At 53.7% G+C, this 22,311-nt stretch carries 16 protein-coding genes and 1 pseudogene; 9 read left to right on the forward strand and 8 right to left on the reverse strand.

Going from position 1 to position 22,311, the window contains the following annotated elements; translation table 11 throughout:
* The first annotated feature begins 7 nt into the window (after positions 1 to 7).
* The 4 genes from CKW21_RS15750 to CKW21_RS15765 all read left to right on the forward strand — a co-directional run bounded on the left by CKW21_RS15750 (position 8) and on the right by CKW21_RS15765 (position 5,040).
* Positions 8 to 706, forward strand: coding sequence for an ABC transporter permease subunit (locus CKW21_RS15750; RefSeq protein ID WP_095194861.1), 699 nt, complete (start codon positions 8 to 10; stop codon positions 704 to 706).
* A complete protein-coding gene (locus tag CKW21_RS15755) occupies positions 706 to 1,698 on the forward strand; it encodes a DMT family transporter (protein ID WP_095194862.1) in 993 nt (330 codons plus the stop codon). Before CKW21_RS15750 ends, CKW21_RS15755 begins: the two co-directional genes overlap by 1 nt.
* Before the next feature lie 27 nt (positions 1,699 to 1,725).
* Positions 1,726 to 2,742, forward strand: coding sequence for a succinylglutamate desuccinylase/aspartoacylase family protein (locus CKW21_RS15760; protein WP_095194863.1), 1,017 nt, complete (start codon positions 1,726 to 1,728; stop codon positions 2,740 to 2,742).
* A gap of 396 nt (positions 2,743 to 3,138) precedes the next feature.
* Positions 3,139 to 5,040 carry a potassium transporter Kup gene (locus tag CKW21_RS15765; RefSeq protein ID WP_095194864.1) on the forward strand — a complete coding sequence of 634 codons (1,902 nt, stop codon included), beginning with the start codon at positions 3,139 to 3,141 and terminating at the stop codon, positions 5,038 to 5,040.
* Between the two features lie 3 nt (positions 5,041 to 5,043).
* On the opposite strand, the gene CKW21_RS15770 is transcribed toward CKW21_RS15765, so the two are convergent.
* Complete coding sequence (locus CKW21_RS15770) at positions 5,044 to 5,715, reverse strand: bifunctional 2-polyprenyl-6-hydroxyphenol methylase/3-demethylubiquinol 3-O-methyltransferase UbiG (protein ID WP_095194865.1); 672 nt, start codon at positions 5,713 to 5,715, stop codon at positions 5,044 to 5,046.
* A 157-nt stretch (positions 5,716 to 5,872) separates the two neighbouring features.
* Between CKW21_RS15770 and CKW21_RS15775 the strand changes: the two genes are divergently transcribed.
* The 3 genes from CKW21_RS15775 (at position 5,873) to CKW21_RS15785 (ending at position 11,036) form a co-directional block, all read left to right on the forward strand.
* Positions 5,873 to 7,072, forward strand: coding sequence for an efflux RND transporter periplasmic adaptor subunit (locus tag CKW21_RS15775; RefSeq protein WP_095194866.1), 1,200 nt, complete (start codon positions 5,873 to 5,875; stop codon positions 7,070 to 7,072).
* 26 nt (positions 7,073 to 7,098) lie between these two features.
* Positions 7,099 to 10,302: an efflux RND transporter permease subunit gene (locus CKW21_RS15780; RefSeq protein ID WP_095194867.1), complete on the forward strand. Its 3,204-nt coding sequence runs from the start codon at positions 7,099 to 7,101 to the stop codon at positions 10,300 to 10,302.
* A 101-nt stretch (positions 10,303 to 10,403) separates the two neighbouring features.
* Positions 10,404 to 11,036, forward strand: coding sequence for an FMN-dependent NADH-azoreductase (locus CKW21_RS15785; protein ID WP_095194868.1), 633 nt, complete (start codon positions 10,404 to 10,406; stop codon positions 11,034 to 11,036).
* Between the two features lie 18 nt (positions 11,037 to 11,054).
* Here the strand turns inward: CKW21_RS15785 and CKW21_RS15790 are convergent, their stop codons facing one another.
* Positions 11,055 to 11,567: a lecithin retinol acyltransferase family protein gene (locus CKW21_RS15790; protein WP_095194869.1), complete on the reverse strand. Its 513-nt coding sequence runs from the start codon at positions 11,565 to 11,567 to the stop codon at positions 11,055 to 11,057.
* A 1,416-nt stretch (positions 11,568 to 12,983) separates the two neighbouring features.
* On the opposite strand from CKW21_RS15790, the gene CKW21_RS30910 reads away from it, so the two are divergent.
* Entirely contained in the window at positions 12,984 to 14,600 is a 1,617-nt protein-coding gene (locus CKW21_RS30910; RefSeq protein ID WP_141232976.1) for a hypothetical protein, read from the forward strand.
* A gap of 131 nt (positions 14,601 to 14,731) precedes the next feature.
* Here CKW21_RS30910 and CKW21_RS15795 read toward each other — a convergent pair whose 3' ends face one another.
* On the reverse strand, positions 14,732 to 15,424 hold the full coding sequence (locus CKW21_RS15795; RefSeq protein WP_095194870.1) for an ImmA/IrrE family metallo-endopeptidase: 693 nt from the start codon (positions 15,422 to 15,424) through the stop codon (positions 14,732 to 14,734).
* A 1,457-nt stretch (positions 15,425 to 16,881) separates the two neighbouring features.
* A pseudogene (locus tag CKW21_RS31810) lies at positions 16,882 to 17,019 on the reverse strand (5'-nucleotidase); the annotation flags it as partial.
* Between the two features lie 83 nt (positions 17,020 to 17,102).
* Here CKW21_RS31810 and CKW21_RS15810 point away from each other — a divergent pair.
* Positions 17,103 to 18,227 (forward strand): ParA family protein, encoded by a 1,125-nt coding sequence (locus CKW21_RS15810; RefSeq protein WP_095194871.1) that lies wholly within the window; start codon positions 17,103 to 17,105, stop codon positions 18,225 to 18,227.
* Positions 18,228 to 18,372: 145 nt separating this feature from the next.
* Here CKW21_RS15810 and CKW21_RS15815 read toward each other — a convergent pair whose 3' ends face one another.
* The 4 genes from CKW21_RS15815 to CKW21_RS15830 are packed head-to-tail and all read right to left on the reverse strand — an operon-like array spanning position 18,373 to position 22,031.
* Positions 18,373 to 20,190 carry an AAA family ATPase gene (locus tag CKW21_RS15815; protein WP_095194872.1) on the reverse strand — a complete coding sequence of 606 codons (1,818 nt, stop codon included), beginning with the start codon at positions 20,188 to 20,190 and terminating at the stop codon, positions 18,373 to 18,375.
* Positions 20,190 to 20,621 (reverse strand): ABC-three component system middle component 2, encoded by a 432-nt coding sequence (locus tag CKW21_RS15820; protein WP_095194873.1) that lies wholly within the window; start codon positions 20,619 to 20,621, stop codon positions 20,190 to 20,192. Before CKW21_RS15820 ends, CKW21_RS15815 begins: the two co-directional genes overlap by 1 nt.
* A gap of 3 nt (positions 20,622 to 20,624) precedes the next feature.
* Positions 20,625 to 21,695: an ABC-three component system protein gene (locus CKW21_RS15825; protein ID WP_095194874.1), complete on the reverse strand. Its 1,071-nt coding sequence runs from the start codon at positions 21,693 to 21,695 to the stop codon at positions 20,625 to 20,627.
* Positions 21,696 to 21,749: 54 nt separating this feature from the next.
* Positions 21,750 to 22,031: a hypothetical protein gene (locus tag CKW21_RS15830; protein ID WP_095194875.1), complete on the reverse strand. Its 282-nt coding sequence runs from the start codon at positions 22,029 to 22,031 to the stop codon at positions 21,750 to 21,752.
* Between the last annotated feature and the right edge of the window lie 280 nt (positions 22,032 to 22,311).

Here is a 22,311-nt window from a genome sequence, read left to right on the forward strand (position 1 = left end):
GATTGAAATGATTCCTGCGTGGACCATTGAATACGGGGCACTGTTGCTCCGAGGGCTGCAAACGACCATTACCATTCTGTTGGTCTCCAGCGTGTTCGGCTACGCGCTGGCCGTATTGGTGGCACTGGCGCGAATCTCGAAAAACAGGGCGATCGCCAAGCTCAGCCTGTTCTACACCAGCGTGACGCGCGGTACGCCGTTGCTGATCCAGATCTACATCTTCTACTACGGGATCGGCAGCCTGTTCGCGCAGTTTCCGCTGATCCGCAGCAGTTTTCTCTGGCCCTATCTGCGTGATGGTTATTGGTACATCGTCTTCGCCCTGGTGGTATCGATGGGCGCCTATGTCGGCGAAGTGATTCGCGGCGGCCTGCTGGCGGTGCCCAAAGGCGAAATGGAAGCGGCCTCGGCCTTTGGCATGACCCCGCGCCAGGCCCTGTGGCGGGTGCGTTTACCCAGGGCGCTGCGTTTGCTGTTGCCGACCCTGGCCGGGGAAACGGTGATGTTGCTTAAATCCACGGCACTGGCCTCGACCATCGCGGTGATCGACTTGCTGGGCGCGGCCAACGTTGTCCGCGCCCAAACGCTGCAAGTCTATGAACCGTTGCTGCTGGTGGCCGGTGTCTACGTTTGCCTGACGTTCTTGATTGAGGGCCTGTTTGCCTTTGCCGAGCGGCGCGGAACGCCGGTACGCAGGTCCGCATGATGAACACGCCCGTGGTCGACCGTTCGTTGCAAGGCATTGGCCTGTGTACGCTGGGCTATGCCTTCCTGTCCTTGCAGGACGCCGGCATCAAGTGGCTGGTGGCCGATTATTCGGTGGTCACCATCCTGTTCTGGCGCGCCCTCGTGGTGGCGGTTGCCTGTCTGCTGGTGGGGCGCCTGCAACTGGTGCAGCGCGCCTGGCGCTCGTCCAGTCGGCGTTTGCTGGTGGTGCGCGGCTTGCTGTCGATTGCGGCCTGGCTGCTGTATTACACGGCAGCGCGGGACCTGACCCTGGCGGAGATGACCACCCTGTATTTCTCGGCGCCGATCATGGTCACGGTATTGGCAACGGCCATTCTCAAGGAGCGCGTCACGGGTTGGCAGTGGTTTGCCCTGATCATCGGTTTCATCGGGGTGGTGATAGCTTGTCGCCCCAACAACATGACCGAGCCGTTGCCGATCGTCCTGACGCTGCTGGCGGCGATGTGCTGGGCGTTCACGTATATTCAGTTGCGCCAGGTCGATGACCAGACGTCGGTGCTGGAACAGATGCTGATCACCAATGTGGTGTTCGTCATCTGCATGGCCGTGGCGTTACCCTGGACCCATACCCCGACACCGACGCCCGCCTGGTTGGGCATGCTCGGCGCGGGGCTGATGGGTGGGATCGGGCAGTTTCTGCTGTTCGCCAGTTTCCAGCGCGCCACCGCGACCGTGCTGGCGCCGTTCGAGTACACCGGACTGATCTGGGCGTTCCTGCTGTCGAGCCTGATCTGGGGCACGTTGATGGATGTGTCGCTGATGATCGGCGCCGGTCTGATTGCGGTCAGTGGCACCCTGGCGATGATCTTCGGCCGCCACCCGTCACAGGACGTCGTCGGTGCCGAATGCTCCGTGTCGCAGTCCCTGTATCCGGCAGCGGCCGATGGCCAGGGGGAAAGTCTCGAGGCTCAGGCACCGCTCGATCCAGAGGCCGTCGAGCATCGCCGTTAGGCCACAGTCATGAGGGGAGGGCAGCGCATGGTGCGGGATGTTTCGTTCAACGTTCTCAACAATAACGGTGGCGCGGTGCAGGTCGGTGCGTGGCGTTTCGAGGGCGATGGTCACGGGCCGAACGTGCACTTGCAGGCCGGGGTGCATGCCGATGAAATCGCCGGGATGCTGGTGCTGCACCTGTTGATTCAACGCCTTCATGGCGCCGAGTCCGAGGGCAGGCTCAAGGGCAATGTGACCGTGGTGCCCCAGGCCAATCCGCTGGGCATCGGACAGTTTCGCCAGGGACGGATTCTCGGCCGATACCATGATGCGACCGGGCATAACTTCAATCGTGGATTCGACCAGTCGGCGGCAATGGAACGACCATCAACCGTCGTCCAGCACTGGCAACAGAAACTGGTGCAACTGGCGGCGCCGGCGGATGTGATGCTCGACTTGCACACCGATGACGAAGCGTTGCCCTACCTTTACGTGCACCGCAGTTTCTGGCCCCGAGGTCGTGAACTGGCGGCGGCGCTGAAAATGGAGGTGGCGATCATCTGGGATGACGGCGGTGATGGCTCCTTCGAAGAAACCATCATTGCGCCCTGGCTGCGTGACGGCAGCACCGGGCAACGCATGGCCGCGACCCTGGAGTTACGCGGGCAGGGCGACGTCAACGACCACTTCGCCAGGCAGGACGCCGAGGGTCTTTATGCGTGGTTGTGCGGGTATGGGGTGATCGACGACGCGGTATCGCCCAACGAGTGGCCTGTGGAGGCCGTGGAAATGGGGCATATGGAAACCATCCTTGCACCGCAGCCTGGCGTGTTGATCTTTGAAATGGCGCTGGGCGATGTCGTCGAAGAAGGCCAGCGCTTCGCACGAATCCTGCGCCGCCCGGGCGATCCATCCTCCGAAGTGGTGCTGTATGCCGAACAGACCGGGCGACTGGTGACGCGCTACCGCGATCGTTTGATCTCCCAGGGCATGGGTGTGGCGAAGTTCACGGGCAGCCGGATGTCGCGCAACTGGGGCGGTGGATTGCTGGACCCGAACTAGTTGCGGCGGGTCACGTGGAAAACCTGTAGGAGCGAGCTTGCTCGCGAAAAACGTCCTGACACCGCAATCATTCAGACATGACGCGTTATCGTTGACGTCCATCGCGAGCAAGCTGTTCCTACAGGTTTCTGATCACCCGTGCAGAGAAGTCCATGAAGGCGTCCGGGGTGATCCTCCTCGCGTAAAATTTTTACGCTTTTTTTACGGTAGTCACTTTCGTCCGAAACGATACTGGCCGCGTTTTCCAACGTCCATGCGTATCGCCCTTTACCTCCTGGCTTTCTGAACACGCAGAAAAGTTTAAGTAAGGTTCAACGGAATGTGTCAAACGGCGTCGAGACCCTTCTCGCTCAAGGATCGCATGCACCATTGCCCTTCAATTCAGAGAAGCTACCTGTGAGCGAAAGCACGACCGCTGTCCATGACCACTCGCAAGTCAAAACGTCTGCCGCAGGTTTGCTTGTTGCTGCTGTCGGAGTGGTCTACGGCGATATTGGCACCAGTCCCTTGTACACCCTCAAAGAAGTCTTCGGAGGGCATTACGGCGTTCAGGCCAACCATGACGGCGTGCTGGGTATTCTGTCGTTGATCTTCTGGTCGCTGATCTGGGTCGTTTCGATCAAGTACGTCCTGTTTGTCCTTCGCGCCGATAATCAGGGCGAAGGCGGAATCATGGCGTTGACGGCATTGGCCCGCCGGGCGGCCAGCCCTTATCCGTTCATGAGCAAGGTGCTGGTTCTGCTCGGTCTTTTCGGCGCGGCGCTTTTCTACGGCGACAGCATGATCACGCCAGCCATCTCGGTGTTGTCCGCTGTCGAAGGTTTGCAACTTGCCTTTGACGGGATCGAGCATTGGGTCGTACCGCTGTCAGTGATCGTGCTGGTGGCACTGTTTCTGATTCAGAAACATGGCACGGCCCGTATTGGTATCTTGTTCGGCCCGGTGATGGTGCTGTGGTTTGTCGTGTTGGGTGTACTCGGGATCTACGGGATTTTGCAACATCCGCAGGTACTGGAGGCGCTGAATCCTGCATGGGCGGTGCAGTTCTTCGTGGTTCATCCGGGCATTGGCGTGGCCATCCTGGGTGCCGTCGTATTGTCATTGACCGGTGCTGAAGCGCTTTATGCCGACATGGGCCATTTTGGCCGCAAGCCTATCGCTCGTGCGTGGTTCATCCTGGTGTTGCCCGGCCTGGTGCTCAACTACTTTGGACAGGGCGCCTTGATGCTGGGAAACCCCGAGACTGTGCGCAATCCGTTCTATTTGCTGGCACCTGAGTGGGCGCTGTTGCCGATGGTCGCGCTCTCCACGCTGGCCACCATCATCGCTTCGCAAGCCGTGATCTCCGGTGCTTTTTCCCTGACCCGCCAGGCCATTCAGCTGGGTTACGTCCCGCGCATGTTTATCCAGCACACCTCAAGCCATGAACAGGGACAAATCTACATCGGCACGGTTAACTGGGCATTGATGGTCGGAGTGGTCCTGCTGGTGATCGGTTTCGAGTCATCCAGTGCCTTGGCCGCCGCTTATGGGGTCGCCGTGACGGGGACCATGTTGATCACCACCGTCCTGTCTTCGGCCGTTGTCCTGCTCCTTTGGAAAACGCCGCGCTGGTTGGCCATACCGATGCTGCTCGGATTTTTGCTGGTCGACAGCCTGTATTTTGCGGCCAATGCGCCGAAGATTTTTCAAGGCGGTGCGTTCCCGGTGATTGCCGGCATTGGCCTGTTCATTTTGATGACGACCTGGAAGCGGGGCAGGAAGATGATTGTTGAGCGGCTGGATGAAACCACGCTTCCTTTACCACTGTTCATCGCCAGCATCCGCACGCAGCCTCCCCATCGCGTACAAGGCACGGCGGTATTTCTTACGGCCAGGGCCGATGCCGTTCCTCACGCACTGCTGCACAACCTGCTGCATAACCAGGTGCTGCACGAGCAAGTGGTGCTGTTGACCGTGGTATCCGAAGACAGCCCGCGTGTGGCTGCCCACCAGCGGTTCGAAGTTGAATCCTACGGTGAAGGCTTCTTCCGGGTCAGTCTGCACTTTGGCTTTATCGAGGAGCCGGATGTCCCGCTGGCCTTGAGTCTGTGTCATTTGGCCGAGCTGGATTTCAGCCCGATGCGCACAACGTATTTCCTCAGCCGCGAGACCGTCATCCCGACCAAACGCATCGGTATGGCTCGTTGGCGAGAGGGGCTGTTCGCCTTTTTACTCAAGAACGCCAACAGCAATCTGAAGTACTTCAATTTGCCACTCAACAGGGTGATAGAGCTCGGCACACAGGTTGAGATGTAGCGTTTAGCGACGCTGCTCGGCCACCAACAGCAAGGACTGCGGCACAGGGCTTTGCGGGTGCTGCGGTTCTTGCATACCGACCAGTTGAAAACCGGCCATGTCCAGCGCATTCAGCCAGCTGGACAGGGTACGGAAATACCACGGCATGGGCTGCCACTGGCCCTTGAATCCGCAAAACGTCTCTTCCCGCCACCCATCCTGATAGTCGCCGGCCGCCACCGCCCAAGGATGCAGCGTCTGGATGACCAGCGCTCCGCCCGGGGCGAGCAGGGCGTTCATGGCCGCGAGCAGGGGGATGATGTCCTGGTGCAGCAGGGCGAAGTTGGCGCAGATCAGGTCGTAGTCGCTACCGACGTCGACCTTCGCCTCCACCAACTCGTCGTAGTTCGCCAAATGCACCGGTGCAGAGCCGGCCCTGCGCGCCGCCTCGACCAGCGTCGCGCTGCCATCCACCCCGAACGCCTCGATGCTTCGTTCAGTCAGTGCGCGCAGCAACCAGCCTTCGCCGCAACCCAGATCCAGCACACGCCCGGGCTGACGGCCCAGCACCGCCAGCAGGATTGCCTGGTCGGTGACCTTCAGGCGGCTGTCGATGGCGCCGCTGCGGATCGCTTCGATCCAGGCTTCGGCGTTCTGGTGCCAGCTTTGGAGGAGGGTGGACTCGGGGGAGGGCATGGCGTTTTCGCACCTTGAAAGCACCGGTGTAGAGATTTTAGGGGGAATTGGATGTTTTGAGCAGCCATCCAAGAATCTATCGTGCGTGAACCCAAGTGCTGACGGATGACGCTATCACTGCTCAGTCGTTGCCTTCAACTTCCACGCGAGATCTCACATGAACACCTCAACGCCGATGGCAAAAAAAAGTAAAACTGCACTCGCTGTCAGCGTATTGATCGTGCTGGGAGTGGGCACTTATCAGATACAGGAGCCTGTCGCCGCTCCAGCGGCACAACCTGCGAGCATAGCGACACCGGTGAGCGTTGCGCAGGTGATAGAAAAACCGATTGTCGAGTGGAGTGACTACTCTGGCCGAATCGAAGCGATTGAACATGTCCAGATTCGTCCACGAGTCAACGGCACCATTGATGCCGTGCATTTCCAGGAAGGGCAGGTGGTCAACAAAGGGGCTCCTCTGTTCACCATTGATCCTCGCCCTTATGAGGCTGCTCTGGCCAAAGCGCAAGCGACACGCGAAAGCGCCAGGGCGCGCCTGTCTCTGGCGAAAACCGAGCTGGGGCGCTCAAGCAAATTGATCGTCCAGCGGGCCATTTCCCAGCGCGAGCTGGATCAACGTGCAAATGACGTGCTGGAGGCGCAAGCCGCCCTGAGCGCGGCGCAGGCAGATGTACTGAGCGCCCGACTGAACCTGCAGTATTCGACGATCACGGCGCCGGTAACGGGCCGGGTGTCCCGCGCCGAACTCACGGTCGGCAACCTGGTGGGCACCGGTCCGGAGGCTCCCGTCCTCACCAGCATTGTTTCCGTGTCTCCGGTCTATGTGAACTTCGAGCTCGATGAAGCGAGCTACATCCGCTTTGTTCGCAATGGCGCAAAGGGCAGCACCGGGGTCAACAATTTGCCCGTATTCATGGGGTTGGCGAACGAGGCGGATTACCCCTACAGCGGGCGTATCAAGTCCCTGGATAACCAGCTGGATCGTCAGTCCGGAACGCTAAGGGTGCGTGCGGTGTTCGACAACACCAATGGCGAACTCACCCCCGGAATGTATGCCCGGGTGCGTACCGGTGATTCCGCGCCGCGGGCCACGACGTTGATACGCGATCAAGCGGTAGGCACAGACCAATCCAAAAAGTACGTGTTTGTCGTCACCCCGGAAAACAGGGTGGCCTACCGAGAAGTGTCTCTTGGCCCGGTGATCGATGGCTGGCGTGTTGTGCGTTCGGGCCTTTCCAAAGGCGAGCGCATCGTTGTCGAAGGCCTGCAGAAAATCCGTCCAGACGACCTGGTCGATCCGCAGCCGGTTGTCGATTCAGTCGCCATCGGCGTCCAGAACACTTCGGGACGGTCTTGATCGTCGGTCAGTAAGGAGCAGCTTTCATGAACATCTCGCGCTTTTTCATTGATCGACCGATATTCGCCGGCGTGCTTTCAGCGATCATCTTCATTGCCGGTCTGATTGCCATTTTCAACCTGCCCATATCCGAGTACCCGGATGTCGCGCCACCGTCGGTCGTGGTGAAAGCTCAATACCCTGGTGCGCACCCTCAGACTATCGCCGAGACGGTTGCAACGCCCATGGAGGAGCAGATCAACGGTGTGGAAGGGATGCTGTACATGAATTCCCAGGCCACGCCGGATGGTCAGCTGACCCTGACGGTGACCTTCAAGCTCGGCACCAATCCCGACCTTGCGCAGCAAATGGTACAGAACCGGGTAAACCAGGCATTGCCGCGCTTGCCCGAAGCAGTGCAGCGCCTTGGCGTCACCACGCTTAAAAGCTCGCCTGACCTCACGATGGTCGTGCACTTGCGTTCACCCAACGAACGCTATGACATGCAGTACCTTCGCAACTATTCCCTGATCAACATCAAGGACCAGCTCGCGCGTCTTCCAGGTGTCGGCCAGGTTCAAGTGGCGGGCTCGGGCGATTACGCGATGCGTATCTGGCTCGACCCGCGCAAGTTGGCGGCTCGAAACCTGGCCGCCGGTGACGTGGTGCAGGCGCTACGTGAGCAGAATGTCAACGCAGCAGCCGGCGTGATCGGTGCATCACCTTCTGCGCCTGGCGTCGACTATCAGATTTCGGTGAACGCTCGTGGCCGTTTAACAACAGAAGACGAATTCCGCGACGTGATTGTCCGTACCTCGGCGGACGGCCGCGTCACTCGTTTGCGTGATGTTGCCCGGGTAGAACTGGCAGCCGGCGAATACGCGTTGCGCACGTTGGTGGACAACAAGCAGGCTAACGCCATCCTCATCTACCAGCTGCCGGGTTCCAACGCATTGCAGATTTCCGACAATGTGCGCAAGACCATGGCCGAGTTGAAAAAGGACATGCCCGAAGGCGTGGACTATCAGGTGATCTACGACCCGACGCAATTCGTCCGCTCTTCGATCGATGCGGTCATTCATACGCTGCTTGAAGCCATCGTGCTGGTCGTCCTGGTCGTCATCATTTTCCTGCAGACATGGCGGGCTTCGATCATTCCGCTGCTGGCCGTACCGGTATCGGTGGTGGGGACATTCGCCATCATGTTGATGATGGGCTTTTCGATCAACGCGTTGAGCCTGTTCGGACTGGTGTTGGCCATCGGGGTCGTGGTCGACGATGCAATCGTAGTGGTCGAAAACGTCGAACGTAATATCGCGCTCGGTCTGTCGGCCCGTGAAGCGACCTACCAGGCGATGCGCGAAGTATCGGGGCCGATCGTTGCGATCGCGCTGACCCTGTGTGCGGTTTTCGTGCCGTTGGCGTTCGTCAGTGGGCTCAGCGGGCAGTTCTTCAAGCAGTTCGCCTTGACCATTGCCATTTCCACCGTGATCTCCGCGTTCAACTCCTTGACCTTGTCGCCGGCCTTGGCAGCCATGCTGCTCAAGGGGCACGACGCGCCAAAGGACGCATTTCAAAAAGCATTCGATAAAGTCTTCGGTGGCTTCTTCAAACACTTCAACCGGCTGTTCGGCCGCGCCTCCGATAACTACGGGACAAGCGTCTCCAGGGTACTCAAGCGCAAGTCACTGGCGTTGCTGGTTTACGGCGTGTTGGTCGTCGCGGCTGTGTTGATTTTCAACAAGGTGCCGGCAGGGTTTGTCCCGCCACAAGACAAGCAATACCTGGTGGGCTTTGTTCAACTGCCCGACGCCGCCTCCCTGGATCGTACTGAAACCGTATTGCGCGATATGACCCGCACTGCACTGGCTGTGCCGGGCGTGGAGGCGGTTACCGGTTATGCCGGCTGGTCCATCAACGGTTTCGTCAGCAGCCCTAATTCCGGTGTTGCGTTCTTCGTGCTCAAGGATTTTGCCGAGCGTAAAGGACCCGGTATGACGGGCAATGAAATTGCTGCACAGCTCAATGCCAAATTCGGCGAGATCAAGGGCGCCTACACCGCAGTATTCCCGCCACCACCTGTGTCTGGCATGGGTAACGTAGGCGGCTTCAAGTTGCAGTTGCAGGATCGGGCGGCGCTCGGCACGCCGGCATTGAATAATGCGCTGCAGGCGTTCATGGCCAAGGCCAGACAGGCACCTGAACTTGCCGGCATGTTCTCCAGCTTCCAGATGAACGTGCCGCAACTGTACGCCGATGTCGACCGTACGCGTGCACAGCAATTGGGTGTTTCAATCCCGTCGGTATTCGAAACACTGCAAATCTACCTGGGCTCGATTTACGTCAATGACTTCAACAAGTTCGGTCGTACCTTCCAGGTCAAGGTACAGGCTGACGCGGAGTTCCGGGGGCACGCGGAAGATATCGGATTGCTCAAGGCCCGTAACGATAAAGGCGACATGGTCCCGCTGGCGTCAGTGTTGAAAATGACCCAGACCTACGGTCCGGACCAGGCCATGCGCTACAACGGCTTCCCGTCGGCAGACGTCAGCGGCGGTCCGGCCCCGGGCTACAGCAGCGGCCAGGCACTGGAAGCCATCGAGCGCATCGCCGCAGAGACATTGCCCCGTGGCATAGGCTACGAATGGACCGAACTGACCTATCAGAACAAGATCGCGGGCAACACGCTGTTCATCATCTTGCCGCTGTCGATGCTGCTGGTGTTCTTCGTGCTCGCCGCGCAGTACGAAAGCCTGACCTTGCCCGTCGCTGTACTGCTGATTGTTCCAATGGGCATCCTTTCGGCAATTGCAGGGGTTTGGCTGACCGGAGGAGACAACAACCTGTTCACCCAGATCAGCTTTGTGGTGCTTGTGGGGTTAGCCTGCAAAAACGCGATTCTGATCGTCGAGTTCGCTCACGAACTGGAGCACCAGGGCCGCTCGATTCGCCAGGCTGCCATTGAAGCGGCACGCCTTCGCCTGCGGCCGATTTTGATGACTTCCATCGCCTTTATCGCCGGCGTAGTGCCACTGATCACCTCCAGTGGTGCCGGTGCGGAAATGCGGCAAGCCATGGGTATCGCGGTGTTTACCGGGATGATCGGGGTAACGCTCTTCGGCCTGTTCTTGACCCCTGTGTTCTATGTGCTGCTGCGCCAATTGTCAGTGAGGTTCACGCGCCCGGCCAAAGAGTTGCCAAGCAACGCTGCACACAACGCTTTACCACACCCGGTTACCGAGGAGGTTTGAGCCATGAACGTGCGAGCGTCTGTTGAACATCAGGTAATCGTGATGAAATGGCTTCGAACCCGAAGCCACAAACGGCGCTACGAATAACGGGGAGTGCGTCCATGAAGTTGCTGCACGTTGATGCCAGTCCAAAAAGCGGGCGCTCGAATTCGCGAGCGCTGGCCCGCCACTTCGTGGAGTGTTTACGCGCGCAGAATGTAAAACTCGACATCGATTACCTGGACCTGATGGAGCATCCTCCTGCCCATATCGACGAATCATTCACGATCGCCGCGTACACACCCACGGAGCAACGTACTGCCGCGATGGAACAGGCGCTGGCGCCATCCACGGCGTTGTGCAAACGCGTCCTGGAGGCTGATGCGCTTCTGTTTGCCATGCCGATGCATAACTTCTCTTACCCGTCGGTTTTCAAAGCCTTTATAGACAACATCATTCGCGCGGAACTGACTTACGCAGTCGATGGCTCAGGGCAATACATCGGCCAGCTGGTGAGGCACAAAGCGCTGTTCATCACCACCCGTGGCACAGACATGCGCGCGGGCATGCCACTTTCGCATCTGGATGCACTGACGCCGTCCCTCAAGGCCGCATTTGGATTCATAGGCGTCCAAGACCTGGCGTTCGTGAATGCACAACCTACCCAATTTGCAGCCAAGGAGGAGCGGGAAGAAGCCTTGGAGAGGGCACGTATTCAGTTGGCGGAAGTTGCAAAAAAGTGGGCGGCAGAATAGTCAATCTCGCTCACGCGTCTAATTGAACGCGATACGTTTGCGAATCACAGGAAAATACAGGGATGCCAACATTGGCCAATGCAGAGCCATCAACTTAATCGCTTTTATCGGATGAGCCAACGCCTCTCGCACCTGCGGGCTTTCAGGCTTTCCAAAGAGACACCAATAACAAAAGTGTTCGCAATTATTGGTAAGCAGTCGATAGCGGGACTCTCCTACACGGGAAAGCGCTCGTTCTAAAACCACCTCAGGTTTGAAACAGGCTTGACTGTGCCTTCTGACACGCACCTGTCTTCCGTTGGCGAAACGGCTCAAATGGATAATTTCAATTGGACCCGTTTCAAAGCCTCCACACATGCCGGCGTAGTGGATCACTTGCTGTTCTCCAAGATAAATCCCATGGTGAACGTAACCATTGCGGCAGGTAATCAAGTGACTGCCGGGTGAAACACTGATTAACGAAGACCAATCAAGATCATTCCAAAGTGGATTTGGATAACGTCCAGGATAGAAACCAATGAAAGTTTTCATGAAAGGGTGCGCTCTTGTGAGGTCTACATCGCTAAAAGCATAAAGCGCGCCACCAAACACCCCATGAAATAGGGATTCCAAGGGGGGTAATCAGATATTTGATTGACTAAAAAATCAAAGATGCGTCTGCCAAATGATCAAATGATCAATCGACCCGGCGGGCTGAAAACCCACGCCGTCATAATGAAAGCCATTGATCTGGCGCTGGCTCGGTAAATCTCTAATGAAACATTACAGATTCAAGGAGGGGTGAGTGGTGGAGCAGGGGGCTGCATAGTCGAAACAACGGATCCCGAGACCCGTTTAAATTTAAATCTACTAAATGGATGTTTAGTGTGGTTATAAGTAATAATTATAAAAAACCGATAAATCAGCGATCAGGGTATTAAAAAGCGTGCGAATCCCAACACGAACGACTGGATCGTCTGTTCAGCTCAAAACGCAATCCCACTGACGTTATCAACGATTATCAAGGTCGTGTAGCTCCCGCATCGATTCTTCAATCCTCAGGGTTCAGCTTTTGAGTGACAAGCGTCTCCCGTAATTCTGGTGTTGTCATCATGGATCCTGGCGTTGCTGCACATCCGGTCCGTACCGGGGAATATGAGCGTCCAAAGGAAAATCATTCTGCGTGGAGCATCAGCAATAGAAAACACTCCACGCAGAATCCAGCCGCGCAATCTGCACGACGCGCAGACTTCCATGAAGAGCGCTACAGGATCACGATCCAGCCTTGGCATTGAAGGAAATGAGCGAACAAGATAAGGCTGAGATTGAGCGCATCGTTCATAGAGCTTGGCGTTGCCGGGGTCTGGATTTCATCACAGCAGCAAACGAGCGCGACTGAGGTGATGCAGGTTTAAAATCTGCCCTGACAGAGCCTCACGTTGAATATGTTTAAGTACGTGTAATGTATATTATGTTAAATGATGTGTCAGAGAGGAACTTCTTTCCCGCTTCGGCTTGCAACCCAGGAATACACCTGTGAACATTGAAACCAAACCGGATATCTGTCGTATTCACCGGAATCCGTGCTAAGTCAAGGCCTTGAACTCTACTCTTATATTAAATCCTGAAAAGCCTATGGGATTGTCGTTGAAATTTAACCGGAGCCTAAAAGACGTAACGCGCTGATTTTCAAGCATTAGCGGATAAGCTCTTAATCCAGCCACCATTGCCGGAATGAAACCGGAAAAATGAACTGAGTGTTATTTGAAAATAGCGCAACCCTCTGAAGTTACAGCTGTTCTCGTACTACGTCGTTCGAGGTTTACAAACACACGGTCGGAACCAAAACGGAAATGCGAAAATTTCCTGAGGTATTTACACTCGTTTCTCATCAAGCCTGATTCATCGACTTGCTTCGTATTCGTTTCTGGCATAAATAAGGCATCGGATTGGGAAAAGAATGAGCTCATGAAAAAATGCACGCCGACACCTCGCCCTTTACTGACTGAAGCGGTTTCATGCGCTCTAGGTCAGCAAAGATTCAATACTCAAGAAATTCTAATTCGGGAGTACCTTGCAACGTTTCCGCACAGCTTGGCAGTTTGCGAGAGTTTCGAGTTGTTCACCAATTACATCGATATGTTGTCTAAAACGAATCCAGCTTGGTTAGGCATTGCTCGCTACCTAGAAAGATTTATACTTTGGGTAATGTGCGTCGAGATGAAGCCTCTAGATGAATTGACTAACCAAGATTTGCGAAAATTTATGGATTTTTGTTCAATGCCCGCTGAAAATTGGGTAGGCACGCCGCGTGCTCGGTTTGTAGATGACAAAGAGGATCAGCATTTCAATCCACAATGGAGACCATTTGCTAGGCCAATTAAGAATAGGGACGCTCATTACAAGCTAAACAGGTTTTTTAAGGCTATCTCCCCTGCCCTCGGTCACCAGCTGAGAATTTCCCCCTCAGAATTTTACGGCGAAATGCCTGATCTATTAAATGAGCAAGATTTACTCAGGGCGGAGACATATATTGAGTATCTCGATAAACTCCCACGTTCTACAATAGTAGCTGAGCGCAGCCTGTTTGTATTTTCTACGTGCTATTACCTAGGAATTACCTTTGAAGAGTTATGCGTGGAACGAAGCTACTTCTGCATGGCATGTTTTGAATTGACAAATGGCGATAGCGCGATGTTTGTGATGCGGGGAAACTACAAAAATTACAGGGTAGAGATCCCTGCGCCATTGGTTTCATACTTAAAGCGCTATAGGGAATTTCTTAACTTACCCCCGATTCCATCAAAAACTGAAATCCAGCCTGCTTTATCAGATTCGATTTTAAAAAAATGCATGTGGAGATTGCCTCCTATGAGTGATCTGCCTACCTCACCTAGTAACGTGCTAAGACGAGCTGTGGGCTTTAAAGCTAAAGATCTAAAGAACGAAATTCTGCATGGCAACAGACGGGCGGAAGCCTCTCGGCAATATAGACGTTCCTGGGAACGGAAGTGTTCTGTAAACCCTGCCGTGGCTCTCAACTTGGCTGAAGCATCTCAAGCACCTACGGTAGATCGGAACAGTCATCTGCCTGTGCTGCCGCTATTTGATATGAACAACCATCGGGTGTTATTTTTATCAGCTAAAGAGTCGTATTCGTATGTTGAGTGTAACTTTCCGCCACAACTCGTTCGGCTCGGCCTTGAGGCAGCCGAACTGTTGCATATATACGCAAGCATCAGCAGTGCACGCTTAAAGATTCTTGCACTGGAAAAGCTACTTTTATGGGCAATTTTTTTTGCAGGAAAATCAATTTTCTCGCTCACCTCGGAAGATGCGCAAGAATTTTACAAATTTTGTCTTCGTCCTCCTTTAGCGTGGTGTTCGAAGAGAGGGCAGCCCCGATTTCTTTCTGAATCCGATAAAGTACTTCCTAACCCGAAGTGGGCACCTTTCGCACACGTGCAAGAAAATCAGTCTACTTTAACACTGCGCGCAGCTAGAATTATCGTGTGGTGCAATACTATTTACAAAAGCCTATTGGAGCGAGATTTCGTGAAGGTTAATATTTTTTCTAAGATCTAAGCAATTACTAGAGGTAGCCGACACCTGAAATCTAATTTTTTACTGATTATTATTTCACGAGTCTTTTTCACTCACGCCGAATGTCTCCCTGTGGTGTGTATGCGCATTTAACAGGACGTATAATTAACAGTTCACGGCCAGCGAACTAGTTTGAGTTCCTTGATCCGAATCGCCATAGCCATGATAGAGACACCAAACTGATCGGCGAGTGACACGAAGTATTTTCCGTTGAATCGCTGGCACTTGGCCAAGGCTAGCTCACGCTCTAACGAATCCTCTGATGCATACAGCAAGTTGTTCGTATCTGTTGGATCGAGGTGAAAGGCGACTGTATCGTCGAAGTGCAGGCTATCACCGCAGCAAAAAAATTGTTTGAATACATCTCTCATCAATCTGTCAGGCATCAGAAAGCAGGCTGCAAAAAAATCGGCTTCTTGCTCTTCAATACTGCGAGGTTCCTTCAGTGGCCGGCCATCCAAAGCCCGATCACGATGCATAATCTGCCCGGTATGCAGCACGAGGTGCCCAATTTCGTGAGCTCCAGTGAAAATCTGCACCATTGGCGAGAATTCTTGGGATATTGCGATCCTGTTCGCCTGCCGGTCGATCAATCCAGCGATCCTAGGCCCCACCCCGCGCTGATTGAAAATTGGATCGCCTAGATTCGGAAGCGTTTGGTAGTCAAAACCGCAAATCAAAGCAGCCATTCGCGGGTCACGTGCCTCAAATGGAGTGATTTCGTGGTCAGTCCAGAGATGGTGCCGATCCCGCCAGATCCTACGAAGTAATTGAGAAGCCTGCTCTTCAACGTAGATCTGATTCATGTCGACCACCGTATATAGTGCCTATAAAAAAATTATAGCCCAATATGTAGCGTTTTCAAGAAATCAGGTAAGCAGCGTCGGTGCAGGAGCTGACTACGCCTCGGTGATCTTTCGGGAGGTGACACAGTGACTCGGCTACCCGGGCCTAAGGATTGTAAGGATGAAAGGGGCCCGCCCCTATCTCGCAAAAAAAGCCCGACCGGACGGGCTGCTCAGCAACCTATAACGCTTCAACTATCGTAATAATTGTATTAGCACGCTTTATCTCTAGGGAGTCGTTCCCATAATTAGAAGATCTCGATCACCTGTTCCAATGACTTCTGCCCCAGGAGTTGCCGCGATTGTGGGGTCGATGCACAGCGATCCGGGTGTGCTTCAATTCGAGTTACGCGTTAATAAATCCAAAAGTTTGATTCGATGCGTTGCTCGGGGATCTAATGGCCTTACGACTATTCGTACGCTCCTCGGCCCTGGCCTCCAGGAGTTGAGGCAGTATGATCCGTCTGAGATCAGCACTTTCCAGCGAGATCAGAATATATTGATGTTACTAAAGCGAGGGCTCACCCAGACAGAAGTGGCAGATACACTTAGGGTGTCCCAGTCATTGGTTTCAAAGGTGTACCGCTCCAGAAGATACAATCACTGCTGACGTAGCGCGGAGATCGTCAGTGATTTTCACCATCGCGTGGAGGGATTTTTTCTAGCGCCTTGTACTCCCTGACAGGCGCCCTCCCTTCACAACATTGGCAGTTTTCGATAAAGGCTGAAGTTCCGCATGGAGACGGTGGTACTCATCAAGTTCGGAAGAAACCACTTGATCGACCAACGCCAGTATTTCTCCATTTCCAGACGTCCCAAGGTCGGCTAGATCGACCTGGCGATTCCGAGAAAATCGCTCCTACAGAATCCAGAACGTATCCCTGTGATCAATGTGGAGATCTTTTCGTACTGTGATGATCGTATCGCTCGACGCGCACCTTAGCGGAAGGCCGATAGCACCACGAAATGCGATCAGTTGCGGGCGCACTGCGAATCTCAGTGCCTCGCATACTTTGCCATGTCGTGATTGGGCGGCGCCGGTGACGCAGCGCTCATAGGAAAACCTATCTTCGTTGCCATCCAGACGGATAAGTCTGCCCCCCTGCCCGCCCCAAGGCATTTCTGTCGACCCTGAAGTGATCGATCCCGACACCAATTTTTCTGATGGTATCCGGATGCATTGCTATCAGCAGGTGCATTTTTTTGACCGCGAGCGTGTTGGTGATCACACCGATTGGTGCGTTATGCAGATAGTCTTTGAGCCGATGCAACAGCTCTTTTTTGATTTGTACTCAAACAGCCCCAGCCAGAACATTCAGAAGTCTCTGTGCCTCTGCAAACCCAGATCACAAGAACAAAAAGATGGGTGTCAGCCCGCCAGAGGATCCACGCAAACCAATGAATTTCAGGTCGCCGTCTTACATCGCCTCACTTACCTGACCAACCTCAGGCGCAACCTCAACCTCAGTTGTCAGGTTGTTGGTGATGCCGAAAGGAATGTGCACGGATGGAGCGACGGCGCTGGTCGATTTGAGATGCCCGGATTGGTCGTCGTAGGGCTACGAGCAATGCTCCTAGTTTTTTGATCTGACTACTTTGGCTAGTCTTTCTGCAACCAAGATAGGTCGGGAGAAGACTGATGAAAGACGAGCTTCGCATATTACTGAGAAAGGTTCGTGAATCAGCAAAGATCAGTATCGCGCTAGCGGCGAAACGAGCATTTGTGGATGAACGTACCTGGCGTTCCTGGGAAACCTTGAAGGGCGCAGTGTATGAACGCCAGCCATCCGACAAAGCGCTATGGAGCTTTTTTCAACGCTCCGGAATCGAGATGCCTCAGGCGTTCAAGGCACGAGCGAATGGAAACCCACTCGGACAGGTGTTGTCGATTGCCACCTACAAAGGCGGTGTTGGCAAATCACCCATAACAATCAGCGTAGCGGCACGCCTGGTCGAGCAGAGTTTCAGGGTGGCCGTTGTCACAGACGATGGCGTTTTTCGCGGGATGTCCAGTGATGGTCGAGGGCCGGCCCCAGAAACCCTCGCGAGCAAAATTGACTTCTATGATGAGCGAGACCTTAAAGCTTCCCCGGCAGAGCTCAAGAAAATGAAAAAGGAGATCCGAGACAATGTCACTAACCTGCCAAGGGAGGAGCAACAGATAGGAGAAATCATCTATGGCCACCTTATCGAAACGGTAGAACGCAAAAAACTCGCAACCGAGAACCTCAGTGATCTAGTCACCCGATATGATTACGTCTTTCTCGACATCAACGTGAACATCGAGCTGATACGCAGACATGCGGATTTAGTCGCGATTATTCTCGACAGCGATTGCTACTATTCCATTCAAAGTGCCCAAGCGTTTCTTGCGGACTTAAGAGCAATCAAGTGCCGCAAGGCCGCGCCTTCCTATTTCGGATTAGTTACCAACTGTGACGTTGGCGGCGTCAGCAGTGAGCTGGAGGAGTTCGTCGGAGACCTGCCCGACCTGAACGATGAAATCCTTGAGGAGCTTATGCAAAGCAAACGTGCGCAGATCCTGCGTCGGGAGCGCATTTACCAGATGATCCGAGCACTGGACTTTCCGATACTCTCCACCGAAATGACGGCTTCATACAAAGTCGCGATCGAACATTACAATGAAAGCCGGGCGTTCTTGGATGGCTATTGCTATTTCCATTCTCTTGCGGACGTAGCCCCACACTCGCATGCAGCTGGGGAAATCCGTCGGCTGACAGAGGAGTTAATCAACAAGCTCTGAACGCGCTTTGGTGCCAGCCTGCGCGGGTGCGCATAGACGGAGGGTGGCGCCGACACAAAGCCAAATGCAGTACCGGCCCGCCGCTATACTCGGATCGATCACCACGTCACATCGCGGGTGATCAATCACTTGTGGCGTACGTTCGCTAGTCCCTCAAAGAGAAGAAACCATACCGACCATTGTTCCGATTCTTCGTGAAGTGCTGGTAATTGAGTAGTGGGATCACCGATGGATCCGGCTCTTTGTTCTCAAAAATTATGATCTGAGAGTCCCTGAAGCTCTCTGCTATGTCTCGGTAGAACCCATAAATCAGGTCACCGGTAATCTCATCGCCCTCCTCTCCAGGCAGGTCATCCCCTTCCTTGTAGGTGGTCAGCGGCGAGTCAAGCACGACGAAACCGGGATGGCGCCCGGAGAGCCTCAACAAATTCATCAGCCCAAGCACGAACGCGGAGAACGCGACCGCTCGATAGCCCTTGCCGAAATTGCCGCGCGCGCTGCCGCCAATGGTGATGTCTCTTGCCTTAAAATCGAACTCGACTGGCAGGTAGTTTGGAAAGCCCCATCGCTTCAGGATGGACTGGATTTCGGTCACCAACGGCTTCACAGCGTCTTCAAAGCTCTCAGCGGTATACCCTGCTTGTTCTTCGAGCAGTAGAGTTCCCAACCTTTTCAGCTCGTCGCTTAGCTTGGCCTTATCCGCTACTCGTTGATCCAAGGCGGACAGATCGTGCCTGATACTCGACGCAAGCTCCTTCAGGTCACTGACTTTCTGTACTGAATCTTCAAGCTCGGATGCGAGTTGCTTCTCCAAAGCTGTTATGGCCGCTTTGATCGTCAACGCACTGGAGGCGTTTCGCTCGATGGCGATAGAAAGGGAGCCTTGGGCTTCCGCGAGTTCCTCGATGTTCTTGGAAATGCGATTCAGCTCGAAGGAAACGCCTTTCTTGATGTCAACTACGTTAGCTATGCAAGACTCCGAGTCAAAATGATTGCCACAGGTTGGACACAGAATCGAATCAGAAGCATCCAAGAGAACCGCAGCCTGCTCAATTCCAAGAAGACGCTGGCGGTCTGACTCGTACTTTTTACCAAGCATGCCAAATCGACCAAGAAGGCCTTTGTCTTCAGCGATTTTGATTTCGACAACTTCCAGTTCGGTGGTATGAAGGGCCTTCTGCTCGAACAACCCATTGCTCGACTGGAACGCGCTTTTGAGGTCAGCCTCTGCCTGCTCTAGTCGACCAGTCACTTGATGGTTAAACGAATTCAGTTTCTGGAGCTGAAGGAACTGGGTGGCGTCATCGCCTGGATAAAACTTACTGATGATTTCTTCGACAGCAGTGACCTTATGCTTCAATACCCCTTTTGACTCTAAGTCTTTTTTTGCTGATTTGACTGCAGCGTCATCTTTCCCAGTGAGCAGCAATTTCAACATCGAGTTTTCTTTGGTCTTCTCCATGACCTGACCGGTGCCCAAGGGAGAGTACTCGGCAACGATCCTTGATTCATCAATCAGGAAAATTTTCTCAAGGTCACGAAGTGAGAAAGCGCCGCTTCTCAGGGATGCAGCACCCAAAAGCAACAGCTTTCCATCCAGCCCCAGCTTGTCTAGGAACTGGCTAGATATAGTGGCTTTGTTATTGGCAATGTGCTTGGTGCTAAGAACTGATATTCTGCCTTTTTCGTCAATTAGTGTCGCTTTGGAGTTTTCGGCAAGCGTTCTTTCGATGATGAAAGCGCTTCCGTCATCGTTATCGAATTTCACCCTGACGGTGGTGTATCCCTTCGACACCTCTATTGGTTTTGGGGGTCTGGAAGATCCCAACGCAAATTTTATGCACTGTACGATGTAGGACTTTCCGGTGTCAGACCCGCCTTGAACGACGTTGGCGCCTTTCGTAAAATAAACCGCAGCATCAGGGAGATCAGGGCCGCTAACAATAACACTTTCAATGAACATTAGATTGCCCTGTCAACTTTATATATGGTGCGACTTTGCGCGGTGAGATAATCAACGTTTTCATACACCCATGAAACACGCCGCCGGAAATCTGTATGGTACTCAGTGGATAGCTTGCCAGCGAACTCGCTGCCTTCTGAGGTAATACGATATCGAACGCCCTGCTCATTCACCTCGGAAGTCATCAACCCTTTTGAGGTGAAAAGCTTTATGGCGTCTGGAAAGATTTCACGCCTACGAACAAGTTCGGCAAGACGGTTCATCAGCATTGGGTGCAGGCTTGGCCCACCCTGGAAGTCATCGCTATAAATCGCTGCATAGTCCAGGAATACAAGCTCATCCAAATCAAGCTCTCGGGCAAGCCCTGCAAGCAGAAGGACGATCCTCGCCCCATTTTCTACAGGGCTGTTAAACAAATCCTTTGAGTTCATGACTTATCTCTTAATCCACTTGAATCTCTGGTCATTTACTAGCTGATGGCACAGCCCTTTTCGATCGGAGATTTGAATGTAATGAAAAAGCGGATGAGAGTTGTATGGGAGGCTCGCGGACTGTTTGCTCACCGCGAGAAACCGATCATACCCATTTTCGTGCTTTTGGCGCACAACGCTGTGCACGCCTTCGTAGCATTCCTCTTTGAGCTCTTCGTAGCATCCGGTAGGAAATGCGTCGCGCGAGAAAGTTTCCAAGGATTCAGCGCTAAAGAAATTGATTCGCGCACGGTCGAGATCCTCTTTGTACTCACTGTCTTTAACGTTTGTAAGTGAATACTCCGTACTATCTGCATCGGAAAATGCGTGCAGAAGAGCCTCAATATAGACTTTCTCATTGTCCCCAACGGTCTCAGGGGCGTTTCTTTTGAGCTGAGGTCGCTTTAAGTGGTAAGAGCCAAATCGCGACGAGTGATACGGGGTCTTTGAGTGCTTCTCAACCAAATCTAGAGAAGACATCTCATCGACAAAGGAGAAGTCGATGGTGTTAAGGTGATCTAGCAGCTCGCCCTCTAGATCAATAACCTGCGTCTTCGTAATTTTATCCCGGCAAGCCTTGTCCCACCGGCTAATGATCTCTGCCTTGATGCGAGATTTATTGGCGAACATATCAATGCAATCGGAACTGCAACCCTTGGGGGTTACGAAGCGATATTCACGAGGAAGAGTGTAGTCGCCTCTCCAAGTGTAGAACACTAACTTACCTAACTCGGCCACCACATCAGCGACGCTCAGCTTATCGCCGTAGTGTTTGCATTGGTAGTTATCCCACCCAGACGAGAATCGACCGATGACATCACGGCCTTTGTCCCCGGCACCAGCACAACGCGTTACCACGTCGTAGTTTTTATCAAGGTAATAGACCAGTTCAAGTGTAAAAACTTCCCATTCGTCAGCCGACATAATTTGCAGGCGATCTAGGGGGTGAACAGGCTCTCCTTTTTGGACATCCAGCGCTGTGAGCATGAACTCTGGAGCTGGAGGGATTTCTATGGAGATCTCACTAATGGACATCGACCACGCCCCTCAAGATAGGTGCCTCAGGCTTCAGGAAGAATTTAAAAAAAATCATATTCCGAGCTCATGCCCCAGCTGAAGGCCCCGTATACGGAGTGACATTTCTTTGATGATAGTGTCTGGGTTCTTCCGTAAAGCTTCGGTAAGTTGTTTCAAGAAACGCTGATTTAATTCCATATTTTCAGATAGCTCACCAATCACGACGCTCGGGTAGACATCAGTGTTCTCCAGCACCATCGCCAAAGCCGCCCGAGCAGCGCCAATGGGCTTGTCCATCGCGTATTCGACCAGATCAGCAGGATGAAAAGCGTAATCCTGTTCAAGCTCGCTCATGAATGTGTTCCCTGCATGCAATTTAGGTTTTGCTAATCAATTTGCGGGCACAAACACCCCATCACGAAGACGTTTTCCGTGATTGGGTGTTTAACAACCGAATTAATGTTGTGTGGTCTAGCTGATCCATGCCGAACTCCAGCAATGTCCTGCTCTCCTTTGGAAAGTGTTGGTCTCGTCCTTGGATGATGGCTCAATAATATCGCTTTAGCTGGCGATGGGGAACCTGGGGTGGTATCGCACTATGCTTTTCGAGGCTGAATTGGATGCTTCTGGCGGT

This window comes from Pseudomonas sp. Irchel 3A7, from assembly GCF_900187565.1.
In the GTDB taxonomy this organism is placed as follows: Bacteria; Pseudomonadota; Gammaproteobacteria; order Pseudomonadales; family Pseudomonadaceae; genus Aquipseudomonas.

What these genes read in the sequence shown, in the direction of transcription:
- CKW21_RS15750 (WP_095194861.1), top strand. Translation starts at nt 8, where the DNA reads ATGATTCCTGCGTGGACCATTGAATACGGGGCACTGTTGCTCCGAGGG.
- CKW21_RS15755 (WP_095194862.1), top strand. Translation starts at nt 706, where the DNA reads ATGAACACGCCCGTGGTCGACCGTTCGTTGCAAGGCATTGGCCTGTGT.
- CKW21_RS15760 (WP_095194863.1), top strand. Translation starts at nt 1,726, where the DNA reads ATGGTGCGGGATGTTTCGTTCAACGTTCTCAACAATAACGGTGGCGCG.
- CKW21_RS15770 (WP_095194865.1), bottom strand. Translation starts at nt 5,715, where the DNA reads ATGCCCTCCCCCGAGTCCACCCTCCTCCAAAGCTGGCACCAGAACGCC.
- CKW21_RS15775 (WP_095194866.1), top strand. Translation starts at nt 5,873, where the DNA reads ATGAACACCTCAACGCCGATGGCAAAAAAAAGTAAAACTGCACTCGCT.
- CKW21_RS15780 (WP_095194867.1), top strand. Translation starts at nt 7,099, where the DNA reads ATGAACATCTCGCGCTTTTTCATTGATCGACCGATATTCGCCGGCGTG.
- CKW21_RS15785 (WP_095194868.1), top strand. Translation starts at nt 10,404, where the DNA reads ATGAAGTTGCTGCACGTTGATGCCAGTCCAAAAAGCGGGCGCTCGAAT.
- CKW21_RS15790 (WP_095194869.1), bottom strand. Translation starts at nt 11,567, where the DNA reads ATGAAAACTTTCATTGGTTTCTATCCTGGACGTTATCCAAATCCACTT.
- CKW21_RS30910 (WP_141232976.1), top strand. Translation starts at nt 12,984, where the DNA reads ATGAAAAAATGCACGCCGACACCTCGCCCTTTACTGACTGAAGCGGTT.
- CKW21_RS15795 (WP_095194870.1), bottom strand. Translation starts at nt 15,424, where the DNA reads ATGAATCAGATCTACGTTGAAGAGCAGGCTTCTCAATTACTTCGTAGG.
- CKW21_RS15810 (WP_095194871.1), top strand. Translation starts at nt 17,103, where the DNA reads ATGAAAGACGAGCTTCGCATATTACTGAGAAAGGTTCGTGAATCAGCA.
- CKW21_RS15815 (WP_095194872.1), bottom strand. Translation starts at nt 20,190, where the DNA reads ATGTTCATTGAAAGTGTTATTGTTAGCGGCCCTGATCTCCCTGATGCT.
- CKW21_RS15820 (WP_095194873.1), bottom strand. Translation starts at nt 20,621, where the DNA reads ATGAACTCAAAGGATTTGTTTAACAGCCCTGTAGAAAATGGGGCGAGG.
- CKW21_RS15825 (WP_095194874.1), bottom strand. Translation starts at nt 21,695, where the DNA reads ATGTCCATTAGTGAGATCTCCATAGAAATCCCTCCAGCTCCAGAGTTC.
- CKW21_RS15830 (WP_095194875.1), bottom strand. Translation starts at nt 22,031, where the DNA reads ATGAGCGAGCTTGAACAGGATTACGCTTTTCATCCTGCTGATCTGGTC.